General features: G+C 52.5%; 13 protein-coding genes and 1 tRNA gene. 4 read left to right on the top strand and 10 right to left on the bottom strand.

Annotated features, from left to right (window positions below; genetic code table 11):
* Positions 1–200 precede the first annotated feature (200 nt).
* Entirely contained in the window at positions 201–2936 is a 2736-nt protein-coding gene (gene aceE / locus HMPREF3164_RS01250) for a pyruvate dehydrogenase (acetyl-transferring), homodimeric type (protein WP_070448515.1), read from the bottom strand.
* 477 nt (positions 2937–3413) lie between these two features.
* Between aceE and HMPREF3164_RS01245 the strand changes: the two genes are divergently transcribed.
* Positions 3414–3486, top strand: a tRNA-Val gene (locus HMPREF3164_RS01245).
* 192 nt (positions 3487–3678) lie between these two features.
* Positions 3679–5151: an NADP-dependent phosphogluconate dehydrogenase gene (gene gndA, locus HMPREF3164_RS01240; protein ID WP_070448514.1), complete on the top strand. Its 1473-nt coding sequence runs from the start codon at positions 3679–3681 to the stop codon at positions 5149–5151.
* Between the two features lie 341 nt (positions 5152–5492).
* Here gndA and epsC read toward each other — a convergent pair whose 3' ends face one another.
* The 8 genes from epsC to HMPREF3164_RS01200 form a co-directional block, all read right to left on the bottom strand.
* Positions 5493–6077, bottom strand: a complete 585-nt coding sequence (gene epsC / locus HMPREF3164_RS01235) for a serine O-acetyltransferase EpsC (RefSeq protein WP_070448513.1) — start codon at positions 6075–6077, stop codon at positions 5493–5495.
* A gap of 214 nt (positions 6078–6291) precedes the next feature.
* Positions 6292–7227: a cysteine synthase A gene (gene cysK / locus HMPREF3164_RS01230; RefSeq protein ID WP_004004913.1), complete on the bottom strand. Its 936-nt coding sequence runs from the start codon at positions 7225–7227 to the stop codon at positions 6292–6294.
* Positions 7228–7488: 261 nt separating this feature from the next.
* Positions 7489–8121: a DUF6318 family protein gene (locus HMPREF3164_RS01225; RefSeq protein WP_070448512.1), complete on the bottom strand. Its 633-nt coding sequence runs from the start codon at positions 8119–8121 to the stop codon at positions 7489–7491.
* Between the two features lie 446 nt (positions 8122–8567).
* Entirely contained in the window at positions 8568–9317 is a 750-nt protein-coding gene (locus tag HMPREF3164_RS01220; protein WP_048751519.1) for a DUF6318 family protein, read from the bottom strand.
* A 250-nt stretch (positions 9318–9567) separates the two neighbouring features.
* Entirely contained in the window at positions 9568–10188 is a 621-nt protein-coding gene (locus HMPREF3164_RS01215; protein WP_070448511.1) for a DUF6318 family protein, read from the bottom strand.
* A gap of 346 nt (positions 10189–10534) precedes the next feature.
* The gene (locus HMPREF3164_RS01210; RefSeq protein WP_141744091.1) at positions 10535–11344 is read right to left on the bottom strand and encodes a DUF6318 family protein; all 810 of its coding nucleotides are present in this window, start codon (positions 11342–11344) and stop codon (positions 10535–10537) included.
* Between the two features lie 121 nt (positions 11345–11465).
* Entirely contained in the window at positions 11466–12179 is a 714-nt protein-coding gene (locus HMPREF3164_RS01205) for a DUF6318 family protein (protein WP_070448509.1), read from the bottom strand.
* Positions 12180–12217: 38 nt separating this feature from the next.
* Positions 12218–13039, bottom strand: a complete 822-nt coding sequence (locus tag HMPREF3164_RS01200; protein ID WP_239662012.1) for a DUF6318 family protein — start codon at positions 13037–13039, stop codon at positions 12218–12220.
* Positions 13040–13295: 256 nt separating this feature from the next.
* Between HMPREF3164_RS01200 and HMPREF3164_RS01195 the strand changes: the two genes are divergently transcribed.
* Positions 13296–15179, top strand: coding sequence for a dynamin family protein (locus HMPREF3164_RS01195; RefSeq protein WP_070448508.1), 1884 nt, complete (start codon positions 13296–13298; stop codon positions 15177–15179).
* Positions 15176–16957, top strand: coding sequence for a dynamin family protein (locus tag HMPREF3164_RS01190; protein WP_070448507.1), 1782 nt, complete (start codon positions 15176–15178; stop codon positions 16955–16957). The genes HMPREF3164_RS01195 and HMPREF3164_RS01190 overlap by 4 nt, the downstream gene beginning before the upstream one ends.
* Before the next feature lie 78 nt (positions 16958–17035).
* On the opposite strand, the gene HMPREF3164_RS01185 is transcribed toward HMPREF3164_RS01190, so the two are convergent.
* The gene (locus HMPREF3164_RS01185) at positions 17036–17875 is read right to left on the bottom strand and encodes an IclR family transcriptional regulator (protein WP_246822545.1); all 840 of its coding nucleotides are present in this window, start codon (positions 17873–17875) and stop codon (positions 17036–17038) included.
* Between the last annotated feature and the right edge of the window lie 141 nt (positions 17876–18016).

Below are 18016 nucleotides of genomic sequence, written 5' to 3'. Positions count from 1 at the left end.
AATTATATACCGAGACATGGAGTAAAAAATATCATCAAAACATATTTATTTGATAAAGCTCCACCTGTGATAGAAGCCCCTCGGAAGTTGTACTGGACGGTTTTCAAGGGTAAAAAGTTCCCTCGCTCTTGCACCGTACAAGAGCGAGGGAACCAGTTAATTTGGCTTTCCGCTGAAAGCCTGGCTAGAACACAATGGAACTAGTCATCGATATGTGTTGCCTGAATTGCGTTAACGTTATTCAGATCGTACTTGGCAAACGCCTTGGCAGCCGCATCGGCGGGCACCTTACCGTCCTTTGCCAACAGCTGCAGGGCACGAACTACCATTGACTGAGCATCAATGTGGAAGAAGCGACGTGCACCGGGGCGGGTATCCGCGAAACCGAAGCCATCGGCTCCCAGAGTTGCAAAATCGTTCGGGAGGAACTGGCGAATCTGGTCAGGCATAGCCGACATGTAATCGGAGGTCGCCACAATAGGACCTTCAGCACCGGCAAGCTTCTGAGTCACATAGGGTACACGTGCAGGCTTATCGGGGTTGAGTAAGGTTTCTTCCTCGGCGGCAAGACCTTCGCGGCGCAGCTCGTTCCATGAGGTTACCGACCATACATCGGCCGAAACGCCCCAGTCCTCAGCCAAGAGCTTCTGAGCTTCCAAAGCCCACGGTACAGCAACACCGGAGGCGAGCAGCTGAGTTTTGGGTCCGGAGGTAAGCTCAGAATCCTTGAGCTTGTAGATGCCCTTGAGTAGACCATCAACATCCAGGTTCTCGGGTTCTGCAGGCTGGTGGATCGGCTCGTTGTACACGGGCAGGGAGTACATGACATCGTGATCTTCATCGAGGTTGCCGTACATCTGCTCAAGACCACGCTTGACGATGTGTCCGATCTCGTAGCCGTATGCAGGGTCGTAGTGCTTCACGGCAGGGTTGGTGCTTGCCAGGATGGGGGAGTGGCCATCCATATGCTGCAGACCCTCGCCGGAAAGCGTGGTACGACCCGCAGTAGCGCCGATAATAAAGCCTCGTGCCAACTGGTCGGCAGCAGCCCAGAAAGCGTCGCCAGTGCGCTGGAAACCGAACATCGAATAGAAGATGTAAATCGGGATCATCGGCTCACCGTGCGTATCGAAAGAGGTACCGGTCGCGATAAATGCGGCGGTCGCGCCAGCCTCGTTAATACCCACGTGCAAAATCTGACCCAGAGGCGACTCCGTGTAGGAGAGCATAAGCTCGTGGTCAACAGGAACGTAGTTCTGTCCGTTCGGGTTGTACAGCTTAGCTGAGGGGAAGAATGCGTCCATACCGAAGGTACGTGCCTCATCGGGAGTAATAGGCACAATACGGTGGCCGAAGCCCTTGACACGCATTAGGTCTTTCATGAGACGCACGAATGCCATTGTGGATGCGGCAAGCTGCTTGCCTGAACCCTTCTTAGTACCCGCGTAGACCTTATCGTCCGGCAGTTGAATCTCAGGCTGAGTATTGGGGCGACCGGGGAGGAAGCCACCGAGTTCTTCGCGACGCTTGAGCATGTACTGAATTGCCGGGTTGTCCTGACCGGGACGGTAGTACGGTGGATTGTAGAGGTCCTTCTCCAGCTCTTCATCAGAGATCGGGATGTTCAGATGGTCACGGAAGCCCTTGAGCGCTTCCATGGTGAACTTCTTGATCTGGTGGGTCGAGTTACGGGACTCGAAGTAGGGGCCAAGAGCGTAACCCTTAATGGACTGTGCCAGAATAACGGTCGGACGCCCCTTAGTCTCCAGCGCTTCTTTGTATGCAGCGTAGATCTTCTTGTAGTCGTGACCGCCGCGGCGAATAGCCCAGATTTCGTCATCGGTCAGGTCGGCAACGAGCTCCTTGGTTTCGGGGTACTTGCCGTAGAAGTGCTCACGGATGTAACCGCCGTCTTCACCGCGGAAGTTCTGGTAGTCGCCGTCCAAGGTTTCGTTCAGCAGTTGGATGAGCTTACCGCTCTTGTCCTTAGCGAGAAGCTCGTCCATCTCGGAGCCCCAGACAACCTTGATGACATGCCAACCAGCGCCGCGGAAGAATCCTTCGAGTTCCTGGATGATCTTGCCATTACCACGCACGGGACCGTCGAGACGCTGCAGGTTGCAGTTCACTACAAAGGTCAGGTTGTCGAGTTTTTCGTTAGCCGCGAGCTGCAGTGCACCGCGTGACTCGGGCTCATCCATCTCGCCATCGCCGAGGAATGCCCAGACGTGTTGCTGTGAGGTGTCCTTGATACCGCGGTTCTGCAAGTAGCGGTTAAAGGAAGCCTGGTGAATAGCATTGAGGGGGCCTAGACCCATCGATACTGTGGGGAACTGCCAGAACTCAGGCATGCACCGGGGGTGCGGGTAAGAGGGAATGCCGTGCTCGCCCTTGGTCTTCTCCTGACGGAAGCCATCCATGTCTTCTTCGTTGAGGCGGCCCTCAACGAAAGCACGCGCATAGTTACCGGGAGAGGCGTGGCCCTGGAAGAATACCTGGTCACCGCCGCCGGGGTGATTGCGCCCGCGGAAGAAGTTGTTGAACCCAACTTCATAAAGATCAGCGATACCTGCATAGGTGGAGATGTGTCCACCAACACCGATGCCCTGTTTCTGTGCGCGCTGCACCATAATGGCAGCGTTCCAGCGAATCCAGTTACGGTATTGTTCTTCAAGATCAGCATCGCCGGGGTATTCAGGCTGCTGGTCGACTGCGATGGTGTTAATGTAGTCGGTCTTGGTTAGAACCGGTACCTCAACGCCTTTCTTGCCTGCTTCCTGAATTAGGGATCGCAGGATGTACTCGGCACGTTCGGTGCCGTGAGTTTTGATGAGGTCCTCAAGGGACTCGGTCCACTCCTGAGTCTCCTCAACGTCGACGTCCTTGAGGCCGTCAAGTAGAGTACTCAGGGAGTGTTCGTTCGGTACGTTAGCCAAACTAATCCAACCTCTCTTCTTATCCAATTGTGAAGGCGCTTGTGGCGCTGGTGCGAGGCACCCTTTGGTAAGCATGCGTACAGTGTTCTAGGAGCATACTTCTTTCTCTACTATCTTAGACCTTATTTTGATCTCCGATGACTGTTTTTGAGGTTTTTTCGTTGGAGGCTCTGGGTTATGAATGAAAGTAGGCAGGTTGGTGCGATATTCCGCGGTAAGAATTTTTGCCTAAAATGTGCAAATTTCCCGATATAGGGGCTTTCCCCCTTAAAATTTGACACCTTGAGGCATGTTGTTATTTGTGTTTATGTGGTTTTATGAGGGGTATAGTCATGGGGTGAAGACTTTGAGGGCGTAGTAACCACTATCTAATTCTGATGTGACATATAACATGCACATCTCAGTTGCGAGTACATGAGAAACCCCGTATAGTATTACCTTGTTCGCAGGAAAACAAAGGTTTTTATGGCGAAAATTGGGTCTTTAGCTCAGCTGGTAGAGCGCCACGTTTACACCGTGGATGTCATCGGTTCGATCCCGGTAGGACCCACACATAAATCCCGTACCGTAACAGGCGGTACGGGATTTTCCTTTATATCCACTCTCTCCGCGCATTATGGGTATATCGTGGAATGCTCACAATAATCATTCAAAGACTGCCGAATGTTATTCCTGTCTAATCCAAACGCTTAATTCCTTGGATACACGCGGATAAAACGTAAAACAGCGTATTCTTGTATACATGACTGAAAACAAGAAGGCACAGATTGGTGTTACCGGGCTTGCCGTCATGGGCGCTAACCTAGCACGTAACCTAGCACGTAACGGGTACACCGTAGCACTGCATAACCGTTCTGTTGAGAAGACCGATGCCTTGCTCTCTGAGCACGGCGCAGACGGTGACTTCATCCGTACCGAGTCGCTTCAAGGCTTGGTGGACTCGCTCGAATCTCCCCGCCGTATCCTGATTATGGTAAAGGCGGGTGCCCCTGTAGACGCTGTTATTGAGCAGTTAACTCCTCTTCTTGATGAGGGGGACATTATTATTGACGGCGGTAACTCTCATTTCCCCGATACTATTCGCCGTGAACGATCTCTTGCAGAAAAAGGTATGCACTTTGTGGGCGTCGGCGTTTCTGGCGGCGAAGAAGGTGCCCTCTGGGGACCCTCGATTATGCCGGGCGGTTCGGCTGAATCCTACAAGCACATAGGTCCTATGTTAGAGAAAATTTCAGCAAAAGCGCCTCAGGATGGTTCTCCCTGTTGCGCCTGGATCTCTACTGATGGCGCAGGACATTTCGTCAAAATGGTGCATAACGGAATTGAGTACGCCGATATGCAGGTTATTGGCGAAGCCTACGATATTCTACGTTCTGTTGCAGGTATTGAACCCGCCGAGCAGGCTGAAATCTTCAAGAAATGGGATGAGACCGACCTCAGCTCATATCTGATTGAGATTACCTCGGAAGTCTTGGCACAGGTTGATGCGAAGACCGGTAAACCGTTGGTAGACGTTATTCTTGACCAGGCCGGTCAGAAGGGTACCGGTCGTTGGACCGTTCAGGCTGCTCTTGACTTGGGAGCTCCAGTATCCGCTATCGCTGAATCTGTCTTCGCTCGTGCTCTGTCTTCTTCAGATGTTAAGGCGCGTGCACAGGCTCAGCAGGAACTTCCTGCTGGTCTCATTGCGACCACCGGAGTCGGTGCAGGCGATCCCGAATTTGTCGAAGACGTGCGCCGTGCGCTCTTTGCCTCCAAACTGGTGGCGTATGCACAGGGTATGGATATGATCGCTCGTGCCGGGCAGGAATACGGCTGGGAACTGCACCTTGACACTATCGCATCGCTTTGGCGTGCCGGATGCATTATTCGCGCGGAGCTTCTGGGCGATATTATGGCGGCTTACGCGGGCGAGGTACCGGCCAATATGCTTCTCGCACCCGCCTTCAAGAATCTGATGGAAGAGCTTGTTCCTTCTTGGCGCCGTGTGGTTGCAAAGGCTACCGCGTTGGGTGTGCCGGTTCCGGTCTTCTCCTCGGCGCTTTCTTACTATGACGGACTGCGCCGCGACCGTCTGCCCGCAGCCCTTATTCAGGGGCAGCGTGACTTCTTTGGAGCGCACACCTATGGACGTGTGGACGCAGAAGGCGCATTTCACACTATGTGGAGCGGTGACCGTTCAGAAGTAAACGCTGCAGATATTCACGTTCACTAGAACCTGGATCTTAAGAACAGCGTCAATAAAAGGGGTGTGGTCGCTTCGTGAGAAAGCAGCCACACCCCTTTTTTGTCTGTGTTTTGTCCGTATGCGCGTGATCCAGTGACCGATAGACTGAGAACCTTGAGAACACGCTGCGAGCAATGATGCTCTGTCTGCCCAAAGAAGGAAGACCTGGAGTCGTGGGTGGTTCACACGGGTAACACCGGATTATCGGTGGATTTAAGACCTTATTCAGGGTACAGAAACCTTATATCGTAGTAGTTGCACTATTGGTTTGCGGCGAGATGCCGTCATAGATAAAACACCACAAACCTCATAGAGAGCACCACTCAAGATTAGATCCACATTGCCGGGTCGATATATTCCACAGCATCGACCAGAGGTTTCTTCTTCTCGGGTGTACGCAGACGATGTTTCGCAGGGATACCCGTAATTATGGAATCACGCGGATGATCGTTTACCACCACGGCATTTGCTCCGATAGCGCTATCTGCCCCAATAACTACTGGCCCCAAAACCTTAGCACCAGCACCGATTGTTACTCTATCTTCAATCGTAGGATGGCGCTTAACTTTTTCAAGCGAACGGCCACCGAGAGTAACGCCGTGATAGAGCATCACATCGTCGCCTATTTCGGCGGTCTCACCAATAACAATTCCCATGCCATGATCGATAAAAAAACGCCGCCCAATGACAGCCCCCGGATGGATCTCGACACCGGTCAAAAAACGGGTGAGCTGCGAGAGGGTACGAGCTAGAGATTTCGTGCCGTCCTTTTGCCAAAGTTTGTGTGTAAGCCGGTGGGCCCATATCGCATGCATGCCCGAATAGTTAAGCATGATTTCGCCAGCCCCACGCGCCGCTGGATCATGCTCTCGAACATTTTCAATGTCTTCGCGCAGACGGGCAAAAAATCCCATAATCTTCTTTCTGTTACCGTAGATACTTCCCCAAGGTACCAACATCGAAGCCAGTTTTCATATTAGGCGCGCCTGCGCCGCACAATATTGATGTTGACCCTTTATTGCGTACAACTAGAAAAGAATGCTGAAATTCCCTATTCTTCTCTGAGCAGAGAAACGCCCCACAGCACCGTAGCGAACGGAAACGTGGGGCGTTGTTTCTTGAGGAAGGTTAACCACGGATATCTTCGTAGAGTACCGTAGAGATATAGCGTTCACCGAAGTCGGGAACAACTGCAACGATCAGCTTATCCTTATTTTCGGACTTCTTAGCTTCTTCCAGTGCTGCATAGACGGCTGCGCCGGAAGAAATACCACCCAGGATACCCTCCTGGGTTGCTAGTGCGCGGGAAGTGCGGATTGCTTCCTCACCAGATACTGCGATGACCGAATCGTAGATTTCGCGGTCGAGGGTGTCAGGCACAAAGTTAGCGCCCAAACCCTGAATCTTGTGCGGACCAACGCGTCCTTCAGACAGGAGTGGTGAATCCTGAGGCTCAACGGCAACAATCTGCAGGTTAGGGTTCTTCTCCTTCAGGTACTTGCCAGCACCGGAGATAGTACCCCCGGTACCGATACCCGATACGAAAATATCAATCTTGCCGTCAGTCGCATCCCAAATTTCAGGGCCGGTGGTCTTGTAGTGAATAGCAGGGTTTGCCTCATTGGAGAACTGCGATGCGAGAATTGCGTTGTCCGTGGTGGCAACGATTTCCTGTGCCTTCTCAACAGCGCCGCGCATGCCGTCGGTGCCGGGAGTGAGAACAATTTTCGCACCGTAAGCGCGAAGCAGTACTCGACGTTCAGCCGACATGGTCTCGGGCATTGTCAAAATAACGTTGTATCCACGTGCTGCACCAACCATTGCAAGGGCAATACCGGTGTTTCCAGAAGTCCCTTCGACAATGGTACCGCCGGGCTTGAGGGCTCCGGCTTCTTCAGCGGCATCAATGATGGCGCGGCCGATGCGGTCTTTCACAGAGCCTGCGGGGTTGTAGAATTCGAGCTTGACGGCTACGTTGCCGGGCAAACCAGCATCGAGGCGGTTGAGTCGAACAAGGGGAGTCTGACCAATAGCATCAACAATGCTGTTTACGATCTCTGCCACAGTATTTAATCCTTTAGTGTGTGGTGAAAAATCCGATTGATTTTCCGGGGAACCTTGGGTACGTGAGAAACTTTACTACGCTGCGGGTAGCGGTGTAAGTTTACCCGTCACAGTTCGTAATATGCTACTGAGTTGGGAATAAAAACGCTGGCGGCGGTGTAGCAGGCAATAATTTTTCACCCTTAATAGTCCGCGTGCCGTATATATTTCCCATTGGAAAATTATACGGCACGGCGTTCCTTCTCGAGGCTCTAAGCGGTACTAATGGTCGAGTGAAAGAATAGTCCAAGCGTTATTCTGGTACTTTGCTTTGATATCGATATCTTGATCTAAATTTAATCTGTTGTTTTGAGTGTCGGTTGCCGTACCGTCTTTAACAGTCCATGCGCCAAAATCGACTTTGAAATGACCCGGCCAGGTATATGTATCACCATCTTTGGTGGGAGAACCAGCTTTGAGGGCGATGGTTACAACGGGGTTATCGGTCCACGTAGTACCCCCGAGGAAAGGGGAGTTAGACATAAAGAATACTTTGGTTCTCTCAGGAATATTGACCTCTTGAAGATAGCTCGTATCTCCAGTGCGCAGTGCATATTGCATGGCAGCGGCGGCAAAAGCGAGGGTTGAGTATAGCCCGCCGGTTGAATCATCGTTGATGTCTTGAGGCTTCTTGGGTTTTGGAACATTCTGCGCTGGATGCTCCTTTGTCGCGGGTTCGTAAGAACCTGCAGATTCGTCATAGGAATCAAGTTTGACTTCGCCTTGGTAATCTTTGCCGCATGCGGTGAGCATTGGAATAACCGCGAGACTCAGTATTCCTAAACTGGTAAATCTGAGCGTGTTACGGCGGGAAAATATCCCGGAAGCAGGCATGATGAAGTAGTCCTCTCTCATGGGATGGGTTGGTGATGGTTTTAGCTTACCTAAACTTTATTATTTGGTACAAGCTTTTAATGTATTTCGCACAAAGTTAACACGCACTCTAAACACTTTTGTTCGAGTCGCATTTATACAAGCGTGAAAAGACAGCATTTTGACGAGCAGGTGACCGGCTGTCATCTGCCCGTGGAGCTAGAGCTAAGCACAAGAATCGAGAGAGTCGTCGCACACATCCTGATACCCGCGTTGTGTCGTCTGCTGGACTCTTGTTAATTGGTGTCTGTTCGGTACGAAGACTGCTGCTTTGGTGGGTAGGGGGAGCCTCACATAAATATTTTTCTGCCGCACGTATTTTGGTATGTGGTACAGAAAAGAGATTTGAAAAATAATCGAGAAGATATAAAAACACCGTATACTCAACGTTTGTGAGCATACGGTGTTGTGCTGCGGAACGATACTTATTAGTCGATATCCATGTGTAGATCCCACACGTTATTGATGTAGCGGCCTACAGCCTCGCCCTGCATACGTACGTAGCGTTTATCAGAAGGGGTGTCTTGCTCTTTACCCTTATTGAAGAGTTTTTCGCCCAAATCAATAGTGAAATCGACGGTCCAGTTATAGGCACCCTGCGCGATAGTAGGCTGCTTGCTGCTAATAACCATTGTGGCCGAAGGCTTTTCGTACCATGTCTTTTCTTCGATACCCTTCATCGTACGATCGGCGTATTTCTGGAGTGCATTCAGGGTATCAGCATCGGTGCTGACCTCCCGAACATACTTCATATCGCCGGTCTGCAGGAGGTAATCGACAGCAGCACCAAAATATGCAAGCGCAGAGGCGAATCCTGCAACTGTGTTTTGGTGCATTGCTTCGGGAATAACGGGGGTGGGTACGTTCTGCGCGGGAGATTCTGCCGTAGCGGGCTGGTACTCTCCGGGGGTTTCGTACTGCTCTAGCTTAGCGACTCCGGAGTAGTCTTTACCGTCGTTGACGAGTTCCGTAGGAGTCGGGGTGGGGGTAGGTGATTCGGAAGCTGAGGGGGTAGCAGAAGCTGAGGAGGAAGCGCTGGAGCTCTTCGTCTGAGAAGTGCTTGCGGAGGCTGAAGAATTAGATTCTTCTTTCTTATCGCTGCCGCACGCCGCTAAGAACGCGACACTTCCCATACTGAGAATCCCCAATGCTGCACGACGATTCAGAGCCGAAGACATCGTTATACCTTTCGTGTGAATGCATTAATCCCGTATAAGTCTAAACGTAAAACAAAACGAGATACTTGATTGTACCGAGGAATGTGACCTAACCCTAACCAAAGGTGAGTAACGTTACCGTATAAGGTAATACCTGGCATGGAGAGGGTATGGGTCTCATACGCACTTAAAACGCCCGGGCAAAGGCTTATTGCCATGCCCAGTGCAGACTTAGAAGTCCCGTATTTTTCTCTAGAGAATCCGGTGAAGACTAGTCAGCAATGTCCCGAATAGCCCATGCGCCATCGGCGTATTTTGCCTTGATTTTTCCTTCACTTGTAACTTTTTGCTCATTTTCTGGAACGTTGATTGCTCTGTGTCGAGCGACCGCCCAGTCGCCCTTGGTGAGTGTGAGCTTTGCAGGCCAAAAGTATTCGTTGTCCTTTTGCTCCGGTTGATCGGTAGTGAGCTCAATCGTAACCGTGGGATTGGAGAGCCAGGTAGAACCATTGGTGATCTCTTCGATGGAATCTACAGTATGTTCTAGCTTGACCTCTTTGAGGTACTGGGCATCGCCCGTAATAAGCCGGTATTGCAGTGCAGCCGCAAAGAACGCGATAGTCGAGTAAAGGCCCGCTACTGAGTTGTCATTCATATTATTAGGCTTGACAGGTTTGGGTACGTTCCGTGCCGGATGCTCGCGTGACGCTAATTCATAAGTTCCGGCAGATGTATCGTAGCTATCAAGCTTAGCCTCGCCCTTATAGCTCGATCTTTCGGCGCTGTTTTGCGACGTATTGCCACACGCAGAGAGTACGGTGATTCCGCCCAGTCCAACAGTACCGAGGGCGGTGATGCGCAGGAGGATTCGGCGCGAAAAAGTGAAAGACATAAAATGCCCCTTCAACGTTGAAATAGCACTAGCTTCTCAAGTGTAACTCTACATAGAAGATGCCCTCGCAAGATAGATATAGGGGACCCGCGAAATAGTTATACGTTGCTGTGCAGGAACCCCAATAGTTCACAAGGAAAGTAACACTGCTGCGCAGATAATACCGTATATGCAGGGCTCTCCGACATGTGAGGGAAAATACATATCTAGAGGGTATATGTCGAGACATAAAACCCTTAGTTTGACTTTGAAGAACGCAAGGTGAAGAGCAGGAATTCAAAATACCCAGCCTCCGGGTTCCTGCATCAACAGAACCCCGAAGGCTGGGCAAAGATAACGACAGCTACTATTTCTCGGGATTAGCTGCCGGTTCTCCGGTTGCCGCAGGGTCCGAGGCTCCACCCGTTGCCGATGCAGCAGGACTTGCTGCCGCATTTCCCGAGCTCTTCGTGCCGTAGGATAGATTGAGTTCCCAGGATTTCGTGGTGGGATTGTAACGCCCACGGAAATCACAGTCCTGGGTAGAGACTCGCTCTTCCTCCTTAACCGGTTTTATTTCGCCGTTTGCCACGCTTTCAGCACCGTAATCGAACGTATAGACGCTTTTGAAGAGCAGATTTCCATCGCTCATAATAGCGGGCTGTGATTCCTTGAGCTCGTACCAGGCAGATGGATCTACATACCAGGTTTTCTGCTCGATCCCTTGAGCGATGGATTTAGCAAGCGCCTCATTTTCTTGGGCATCGTTACCTGCAAGTTTGACCTTTTTTACGGCGTCAAGGCTGCCGGTTTTCACTAGGTAATCCATGGCTGCAGCATAGTAAGCGACGGTCGCGTGGAAGCCTGTCACGCTATTTTCGTTGGCGTTATCAGGCAGCTTAGGCATAGGTGCGTTTTGTGGGGGATGTTCGGTGTTGCCTGGTTCATAAGTGCTACCCGGTTCAAAATTGTCAAATGTAATACGCCCGGAATAGTTATTGCCGTCGTCGCTATACCCGTGTGGGTTTGAGGATTTTGGGCTTGGTGCAGAGCCGTTAGCGTTATTGCCGTTTGATGTGTTGGTGGAGCTGTTCGAGGAACAAGCGGCGAGTATAGTGAGTCCGGCACCTGCTAAAACGGCTGTAACAGCTTGCCTGCGAGTTAAGTGCGGTGACATGGAAGCCTTTCGATGATTATGAGGGTTAAAGCGCATAGGCACCTTCACCCGGATGCGGTTGGAGAAGAAAATATTATGTCTCTATATTCTCATGCGGAGGTGCCGCTGAGCCTTCTTAGTTCTAGGACGGACTCGCGCCTGCCGTGGACTGCGGGTCACGAACTGTGAGCGTGAGTGACCAGGCTTCTTTCTCGAAGGTGCCTTGGATAGTACCCGCATAGTGGAATTTCTGCTGCTCGGCAGGTATTGCACTGGCCTGAGAGTTGACGACCTGCTGTTCTCCCAAACTGATATCGAGGGTGTATCGCCAGTCTTTTCGATAATCGTTCACGGCTGTTGGCATGCGTGAGGTGAGGGAGAGCGTGGCTTGAGGAGAAACATACCAGCTTTTGGCAGCCTGACTCTCACCAGTCTCGTCAGTGAAAAGCAGGAGAGCTTTGGTGAACTCGGGGTTGATCGTGATGACTTCCAGAGGATTGGTGTCACCGGTAGCCAAGAGATAATTGAGCGCCGCATTGAGGTAACCGATGGTATCGTAAAAACCTGCAATGGAGTTTTTGCCCATATTCTCTGTTTTGATGGGGACCGGAACGTTTTGCGCCGGATGTTCTGCGTTTGCGGGTACATAAGACCCTGCCGAGGTGTTGAAGCTCTCGAAAGCCACCTCACCGCTAAAATCGCTGCGTACATACTGACTTACCGAAGGGTCACTCGTAGCATGAGTTTGCTGGTTTCGAGAGCATGCGACTATCAAAGTGGTGGCTGCAGTGCCGAATAACCCTGCCCCAACGGTACGTAATACACAGCGTCGGGAATAGGGAAGTGAAGTTATCACGCGGAACCTTTCACGTTAAGAAATAAAGGATTAGGGGTTTAGTAATCGGCGGGTATGGTACTCACCTTTGGGGTATAGGTAGAAGTCGGTTGTGGAGCGGGTGTATAGGCTCGTGTGGGCTTTGCCGCTGGGTCAAACTGCTGTGGGGAGATGATGAGCCACCTGTCCTTCATCCATTGCGCGTAGAGAGCCGTAAAATCGCGTATTTCATCCTGCGAAAGCGGTTTCGTCACGTTTGTCGTTTTATTGATGAGCGTTCCGTTTTCCTGGGTAGCGGTGCATTCCCACGAGAATTTGCCGTTATGCTCTGTCGGTTTCTCCGAGACGGAGATTTTCCAGGTACCTCCAACGATCCAACTATTATTAGGTTCGGCGTACAGAGTTTCCCAGGCCTTAAGCCGCTCAAGATCGACGGTGTTTTCGCTATGTACCACTTTGAGAGCAGGGGTGAGATCTCCAGTCATGCGTGCATAGTTAATACACGCCACATAATAGGCGAAGGTGTTTCGCAGCCCCTGAAAATCCTCTTTGAACATCAGGTCGTCTTCTTGGGGGATGGGAACGTTCTGAGCCTTGTGATCGGCAGTTGCCGGGTCTGCCTGGGGAATCGGCACGACCTTTTCCCCGGTTTCGGGGTTCATACTGGGAGTGACCGGGGTGGCGGAATCGTAACGCTGCCAGAGTAGCTCTCCCGAAAGATTTCCATAGTGTGCGCCTGTCTCTGAGGGGGATGCTCCCTCAGCGGTTGCTAAACCAGCGGCAGAATTAGAGGAATCGTTAGAGGAACATGAAACTAATAATGGTGCGGCAGCAACGGCGCTGCCAGTAAAGACGAAGAACTGGCGACGTGAAGGGCGCATAGCAACTCCCAAAATATCGTTATTTCCAGAAAATCTGAAACCCGGGTTTAGTGTGTAAAACCAGACTAGGGCGTGGTGGGTGAAAGCACAAACGTACAGCGACCTAAACCATGATATTAGGCTAGAGTTACGCAAAATACAGCGCTTCGACTCTGTTTACGGCACCTAAAATTCGTGAGGTAAGCAACTTAAACTCACAGGAAACACTCTAAGTTTCCTCAGCAAGCATGCAATAAAGTGTGAAACAATAGCGCACGTGCAACACACAAACGATGAGCGTGTATATTCTGCACGCAAACTCCTAGATGAGCTCACTCTACCCCTCGATACCGCTGATGTTACTCGGGCGAGGGAACAAGTGCGTTCTCTGAGTAAACAGTACGACGATTACATTCTGCCGCGGCTTACCGCTTTGGAGGCACCCCTTACCGTGGTAGTTGGTGGTTCTACGGGTGCCGGTAAATCGACTTTGGTGAATACCTTGATGGGAACCCCCGTATCCCGTTCCAGTGCGCTTCGCCCCACCACTCGGCAGCCAATCTTGCTTTATCGTGCTGAAGACTCCGAATACCTGACCCCCGAACGTTTTCTGCCTACCCTAGAACGGCAGGAGATGGCATCTATCTCTGAAACTTCACCACGCCGGAGTGACATTTGGGAGCTGCCAGGTGCCGAACATCATCTGCACGATACGCTTATCAGCGTGCAAACTAGCGCTCTGCCGCGCGGCATCGCCCTGATCGATGCCCCCGATATTGATTCGGTCTCCGACGAGAACCGCAGGCTTGCCAACGAGCTCTTATCTGCCGCCGACCTGTGGCTCTTCGTCACAACTGCTAACCGTTATGCGGATGCCGTACCCTGGGATCTGTTGCATCGCGCTGCCCAGCGCAATATTGCTGTAGCAGTCGTTCTCAACCGAGTTCCCGAAGGGGCTGCGGATGAGATCGAGTCCGACCTTATGCGGATGCTCACCGAAGCCGGTATGACACCGGTTATTCTGCATAGTATCCATGAACAGCTGCGGGACGAACAGGGGATGCTGCCCGCAGAAGCGGTAGCGCCTCTAACATCCTGGCTTGAGCAGCTTGGTGCGGATGCGCCAGCCCGTGCAGCTATCGCGCGTCGCACCCTGGCGGGCGCTATCACCGGTGCCGGTAACTCTCTGCAAGAACTTGCTGATGCACAAACCCGTCAGGTGGAAACCTACACCGGATTAGAAACTGCGGTGACCTTAGCCTATGAGGATGCGCTCGCCCGTGTGGAAGATTCTCTCACTGACGGCTCATTGCTTCGCGGCGAGGTTCTGGCCCGGTGGCACGATTTTGTGGGAACGGGCGACTTCTTCCGCTCTTTGGAGAACCGCATCGGACGGCTGCGGGACAGGTTTGCCGGAATGCTGACCGGGAAACCGGCAGCGACCACGCGGGTTGAGCAGGCTCTCGAAACGGGTCTGCACGCCGTTGTTCTTGATGCCGCTCAACGTGCGCATGAAACTATCCGTCGAAGCTGGGGAGCGGAACGGGCAGGGCGCGTACTCTTACAGAATATTGACGAGAGCCCGTACCCTCCGCACAGCACCCAGGCTCGTGCGGAGCTTGATGAGACTATCGCCGCAGAAATACGAGCCTGGCAAAGTTCTGTACTTGATATGATCCGTGCTGAAGGCAACGGCAAACGCCAGCGAGCGCGCGTGCTCTCCCTGGGTGTTAACGCGACGGCGGTGCTGCTCATGATGGTGGCTTTTTCGGCGACTGGCGGACTCACCGGCATCGAAATTGGTATTGCGGGAGGATCTGGGGTCGTTGGATCTAAGCTTCTTGAATCGGTCTTCGGCGAGGATGCTGTGCGCCGCATGGCGACTCGCGCTCGCAGTGATCTAGTGGCACGCCTAGAAACCCTGCTCAAACGGCAATCCGAAAACTACCGGCAGGTGCTTTCTTCCCGTGAACCGCGCGTACAGCCGGACGAAATTCGTGTCGCTGCCGAACAGCTTCATGACTTAGGTCAAGAACTAGATCATGATCCCTTGGCTTGGCGTGAAGACTCGCCTCAAAACTCGGGGCTCGTTCAGCACATGCATGACGATACAACACAGCCATTACCTGTTAAGAACTCTCGCCAGGAGCACACACGATGAACTCATCTTTAGCATCCGCTACGCCGCGCGGGTCTTTTGAAGAACGTGCGCTTCGCCTTCACGATGCGCTCGGCCTGGGTCTTGACGTTATTCCTGATACCGTGCAGGAGAACGCATCCGCAACGCTGAGCCGTGTCATGGAACGTCGGCAGCTTTCGGCAGAACACACTGTAATTGGTTTTTTCGGGGCCACCGGAAGTGGAAAATCCACCCTTTTCAATACCATTGCTGGGATGCCCCTGGCACGTACCGCCGTTACACGACCGACTACCTCAGAAATTCAGGCGGCGATTTGGGGACGGGACGGAAGCGAAGAGCTTCTGGACTGGCTTAAGATCGAACATAGGGTCTATCCCGAGGAGAACGAATCGATACGCCAGATTCGTACCCAAACACAAAATTCGGCGGCAGATTTTGCAGCACCCCACGAAATCGTAGAGCCCGTTCCTGGTATGTGGAATAAGCTCAAAACGGCGGTTGGGCGTGGGCAGACCCGCACACGATCTGGCGGGCTGATCCTGCTGGATCTGCCCGACCTTGACTCGGTAGCCCATCACCACCGGGAGCAGGTAGAGCGCATGCTCTCCTATGTGGATGTGTTGGTGTGGGTCCTCGACCCCCAAAAGTACGCGGATGCGGCGGTGCACCATGATTTTCTGGCTCCTCTCTCCACTCGTGGGCATCGCATGGTATGCGTTCTGAACCAAGCAGATACCCTAGATTCCCATGAGGTTCCACAAGTACTTGATGCGCTCACGGAGCTTTTAGAAGCGGACGGTATTACGCCGCTGCTCATTACAGCCCCATTTGCACTCTCGGCGCATACCGGCGAAGGCGTTTCTGCCCTGCGGTCGTTGTTAGGACGTGTGGCGGCTGAGAAAAATGCGGCGTATGAGCGTACTGAGGCGCAGCTATATGCGATTCGCCGTGATCTTGCAGACTATCAGGGTGGTGAAGCACCTCTTCATGAGCCTGACTACGCCGTTGATGAGCTGACGGAAGGCTGCTTTCAAGCCTGCGGGGCTGTTGAAGTTCTTGATGCTGCAGAAGCCTCGTATCGTCGTCGTGCCGTTGCCAACACAGGATGGATAGCTACGCGGTGGGTTGCTAAGTTCCGTGCCGACCCGCTTAAGCGTCTGCATCTTGGAGACGATACTGCGGGTACTCATAGCGCGAGTGAATCTGCACCACAGAAATCTCCGATGCATCTAACGGCTAGTTCGTTACCGCCGCTTACTGCAGCTCAGCAGGCAGCATTAGCTCAGGCAGCGCGCGGTTATGGTGAGTCTGTAGCCCAAAATATTGAAGCTCCCTGGAAGCAACGTATCCAGAACGCCGCCTTGACCCGAGAACAGGATTTTCCGGAGGCCTTTGAGAGGGCGATCGCGCGTGTAGACTACAACACTACCCAGTCACGTTTCTGGTGGAAGCTACTTAACGCGGTGCAATGGATTGCATTTCTCAGTCTTTTGGGAGGCGTAGCCTGGCTGACTGCAATGGCATTTGCAAGCTACCTGCAGATACCTCTGCCGCCTGCGCCCGTACCCGAAGGATCCCCCGTACCTGTACCCACACTTTTACTTATCTTGGGGGTGCTTTTAGGGATCCTGGGTGCCGTATTGGGTAGGGCACTGGTGAATGTGAGTGCCCGTGCTTACCGGCGTTCCTTGCGAACGCGCATGATCCAACAGTGCGAAAACGCGGCACAGCAGGTTGTCGTGGCGCCCGTATTGACAGAATGCGAGAAGCTCAGGCGCTATAGGCAGGCTCTGACATAAGAATGAACACCTAAACAGCATGAGGGGTGTGGAACCAACTAGTCGGTTCCACACCCCTCTATGGTTTGACCTAAGCTACTATACGTTCCGAAGCGCCTGTGAAATCTTATGAGCCGCATCAACAACAACCTCGGCGTATTTGCGACCGGGCTGCATACCGAGTCTTTCGATAGAACCGGAAATAGAAACGGCTGCAATAATTTTGCCCGACGGTGAACGCACAGGGGCAGACACGGAAGCCGTGCCGCGCTCGCGTTCACCTGCAGACTGTGCCCACCCTAATCTGCGCACGGAAGCAAGCATGGCAGCGCTGAAATACGCATCTTGCAGACCCTCAACAAGGCGGTTCTGATCTTCCCATGCCAAGAGTACCTGGGCTGCGGAACCAGCCTTCATGGAGAGCTGGGTTCCTATAGGAATTGAATCATGCAGTCCAACGGGACGTTCTGCGGATGCTACGCATACGCGCCAATTTCCCTGACGCCGATAAACCTGCGCCGATTCGCCGGTCACATGGCAAAGCTGATTTAAAACCGCTCCCGAAACCGCTAGGAGGTGATCGGCACCAGCTGCATTCGCCAGTTCCATTAGGCGGGGCCCCAGCATAAATCGCCCCTGAACATCGCGTGCCACCATACGGTGGTGAGAGAGCGCCACCGCCAAACGATGCGCCGTTGGACGGGCTAGCCCGGTGGCCTTAACAAGCTGCCCCAGCGTGACCGGACCAGCCTCTAGGCATGAAAGAATAAGCGCGGCTTTATCAAGTACCCCCACGCCGGAGGAGATGTTTGGTTCGACCTCAACAACCTGTTGGTCATCCGTGAGAGTATGGGGAGTCTTCAAAGGAGTCGAAAGCCCCGACGTATCGCGAGGGTGACGTGCTCCAGGCAACGGTGTAGACGATGGTGCAGATGTCATAACTCTAGTTTAGCTCAGTGCATCTCAAAATGTGGAAGATAGGGCTCACTTCATAGACTCTTCTTCTGAACCTGCCCATGATGGAGGAACCCTGAATACCAAATTTTTGAAATATATTCCAGGGTTAAGAATATATGTGTT

The organism is Rothia sp. HMSC08A08, assembly GCF_001808385.1.
Classification (GTDB): Bacteria; Actinomycetota; Actinomycetes; order Actinomycetales; family Micrococcaceae; genus Rothia; species Rothia dentocariosa.
This window is presented reverse-complemented; position numbering and strand designations above follow the sequence as displayed.

Excerpts from the sequence above, each read along its gene's own strand:
- gndA (WP_070448514.1), top strand. The coding sequence starts at position 3,679 with ATGACTGAAAACAAGAAGGCACAGATTGGTGTTACCGGGCTTGCCGTC.
- epsC (WP_070448513.1), bottom strand. The coding sequence starts at position 6,077 with ATGGGATTTTTTGCCCGTCTGCGCGAAGACATTGAAAATGTTCGAGAG.
- HMPREF3164_RS01225 (WP_070448512.1), bottom strand. The coding sequence starts at position 8,121 with ATGAGAGAGGACTACTTCATCATGCCTGCTTCCGGGATATTTTCCCGC.
- HMPREF3164_RS01220 (WP_048751519.1), bottom strand. The coding sequence starts at position 9,317 with ATGTCTTCGGCTCTGAATCGTCGTGCAGCATTGGGGATTCTCAGTATG.
- HMPREF3164_RS01215 (WP_070448511.1), bottom strand. The coding sequence starts at position 10,188 with ATGTCTTTCACTTTTTCGCGCCGAATCCTCCTGCGCATCACCGCCCTC.
- HMPREF3164_RS01210 (WP_141744091.1), bottom strand. The coding sequence starts at position 11,344 with ATGTCACCGCACTTAACTCGCAGGCAAGCTGTTACAGCCGTTTTAGCA.
- HMPREF3164_RS01200 (WP_239662012.1), bottom strand. The coding sequence starts at position 13,039 with ATGCGCCCTTCACGTCGCCAGTTCTTCGTCTTTACTGGCAGCGCCGTT.
- HMPREF3164_RS01190 (WP_070448507.1), top strand. The coding sequence starts at position 15,176 with ATGAACTCATCTTTAGCATCCGCTACGCCGCGCGGGTCTTTTGAAGAA.
- HMPREF3164_RS01185 (WP_246822545.1), bottom strand. The coding sequence starts at position 17,875 with ATGACATCTGCACCATCGTCTACACCGTTGCCTGGAGCACGTCACCCT.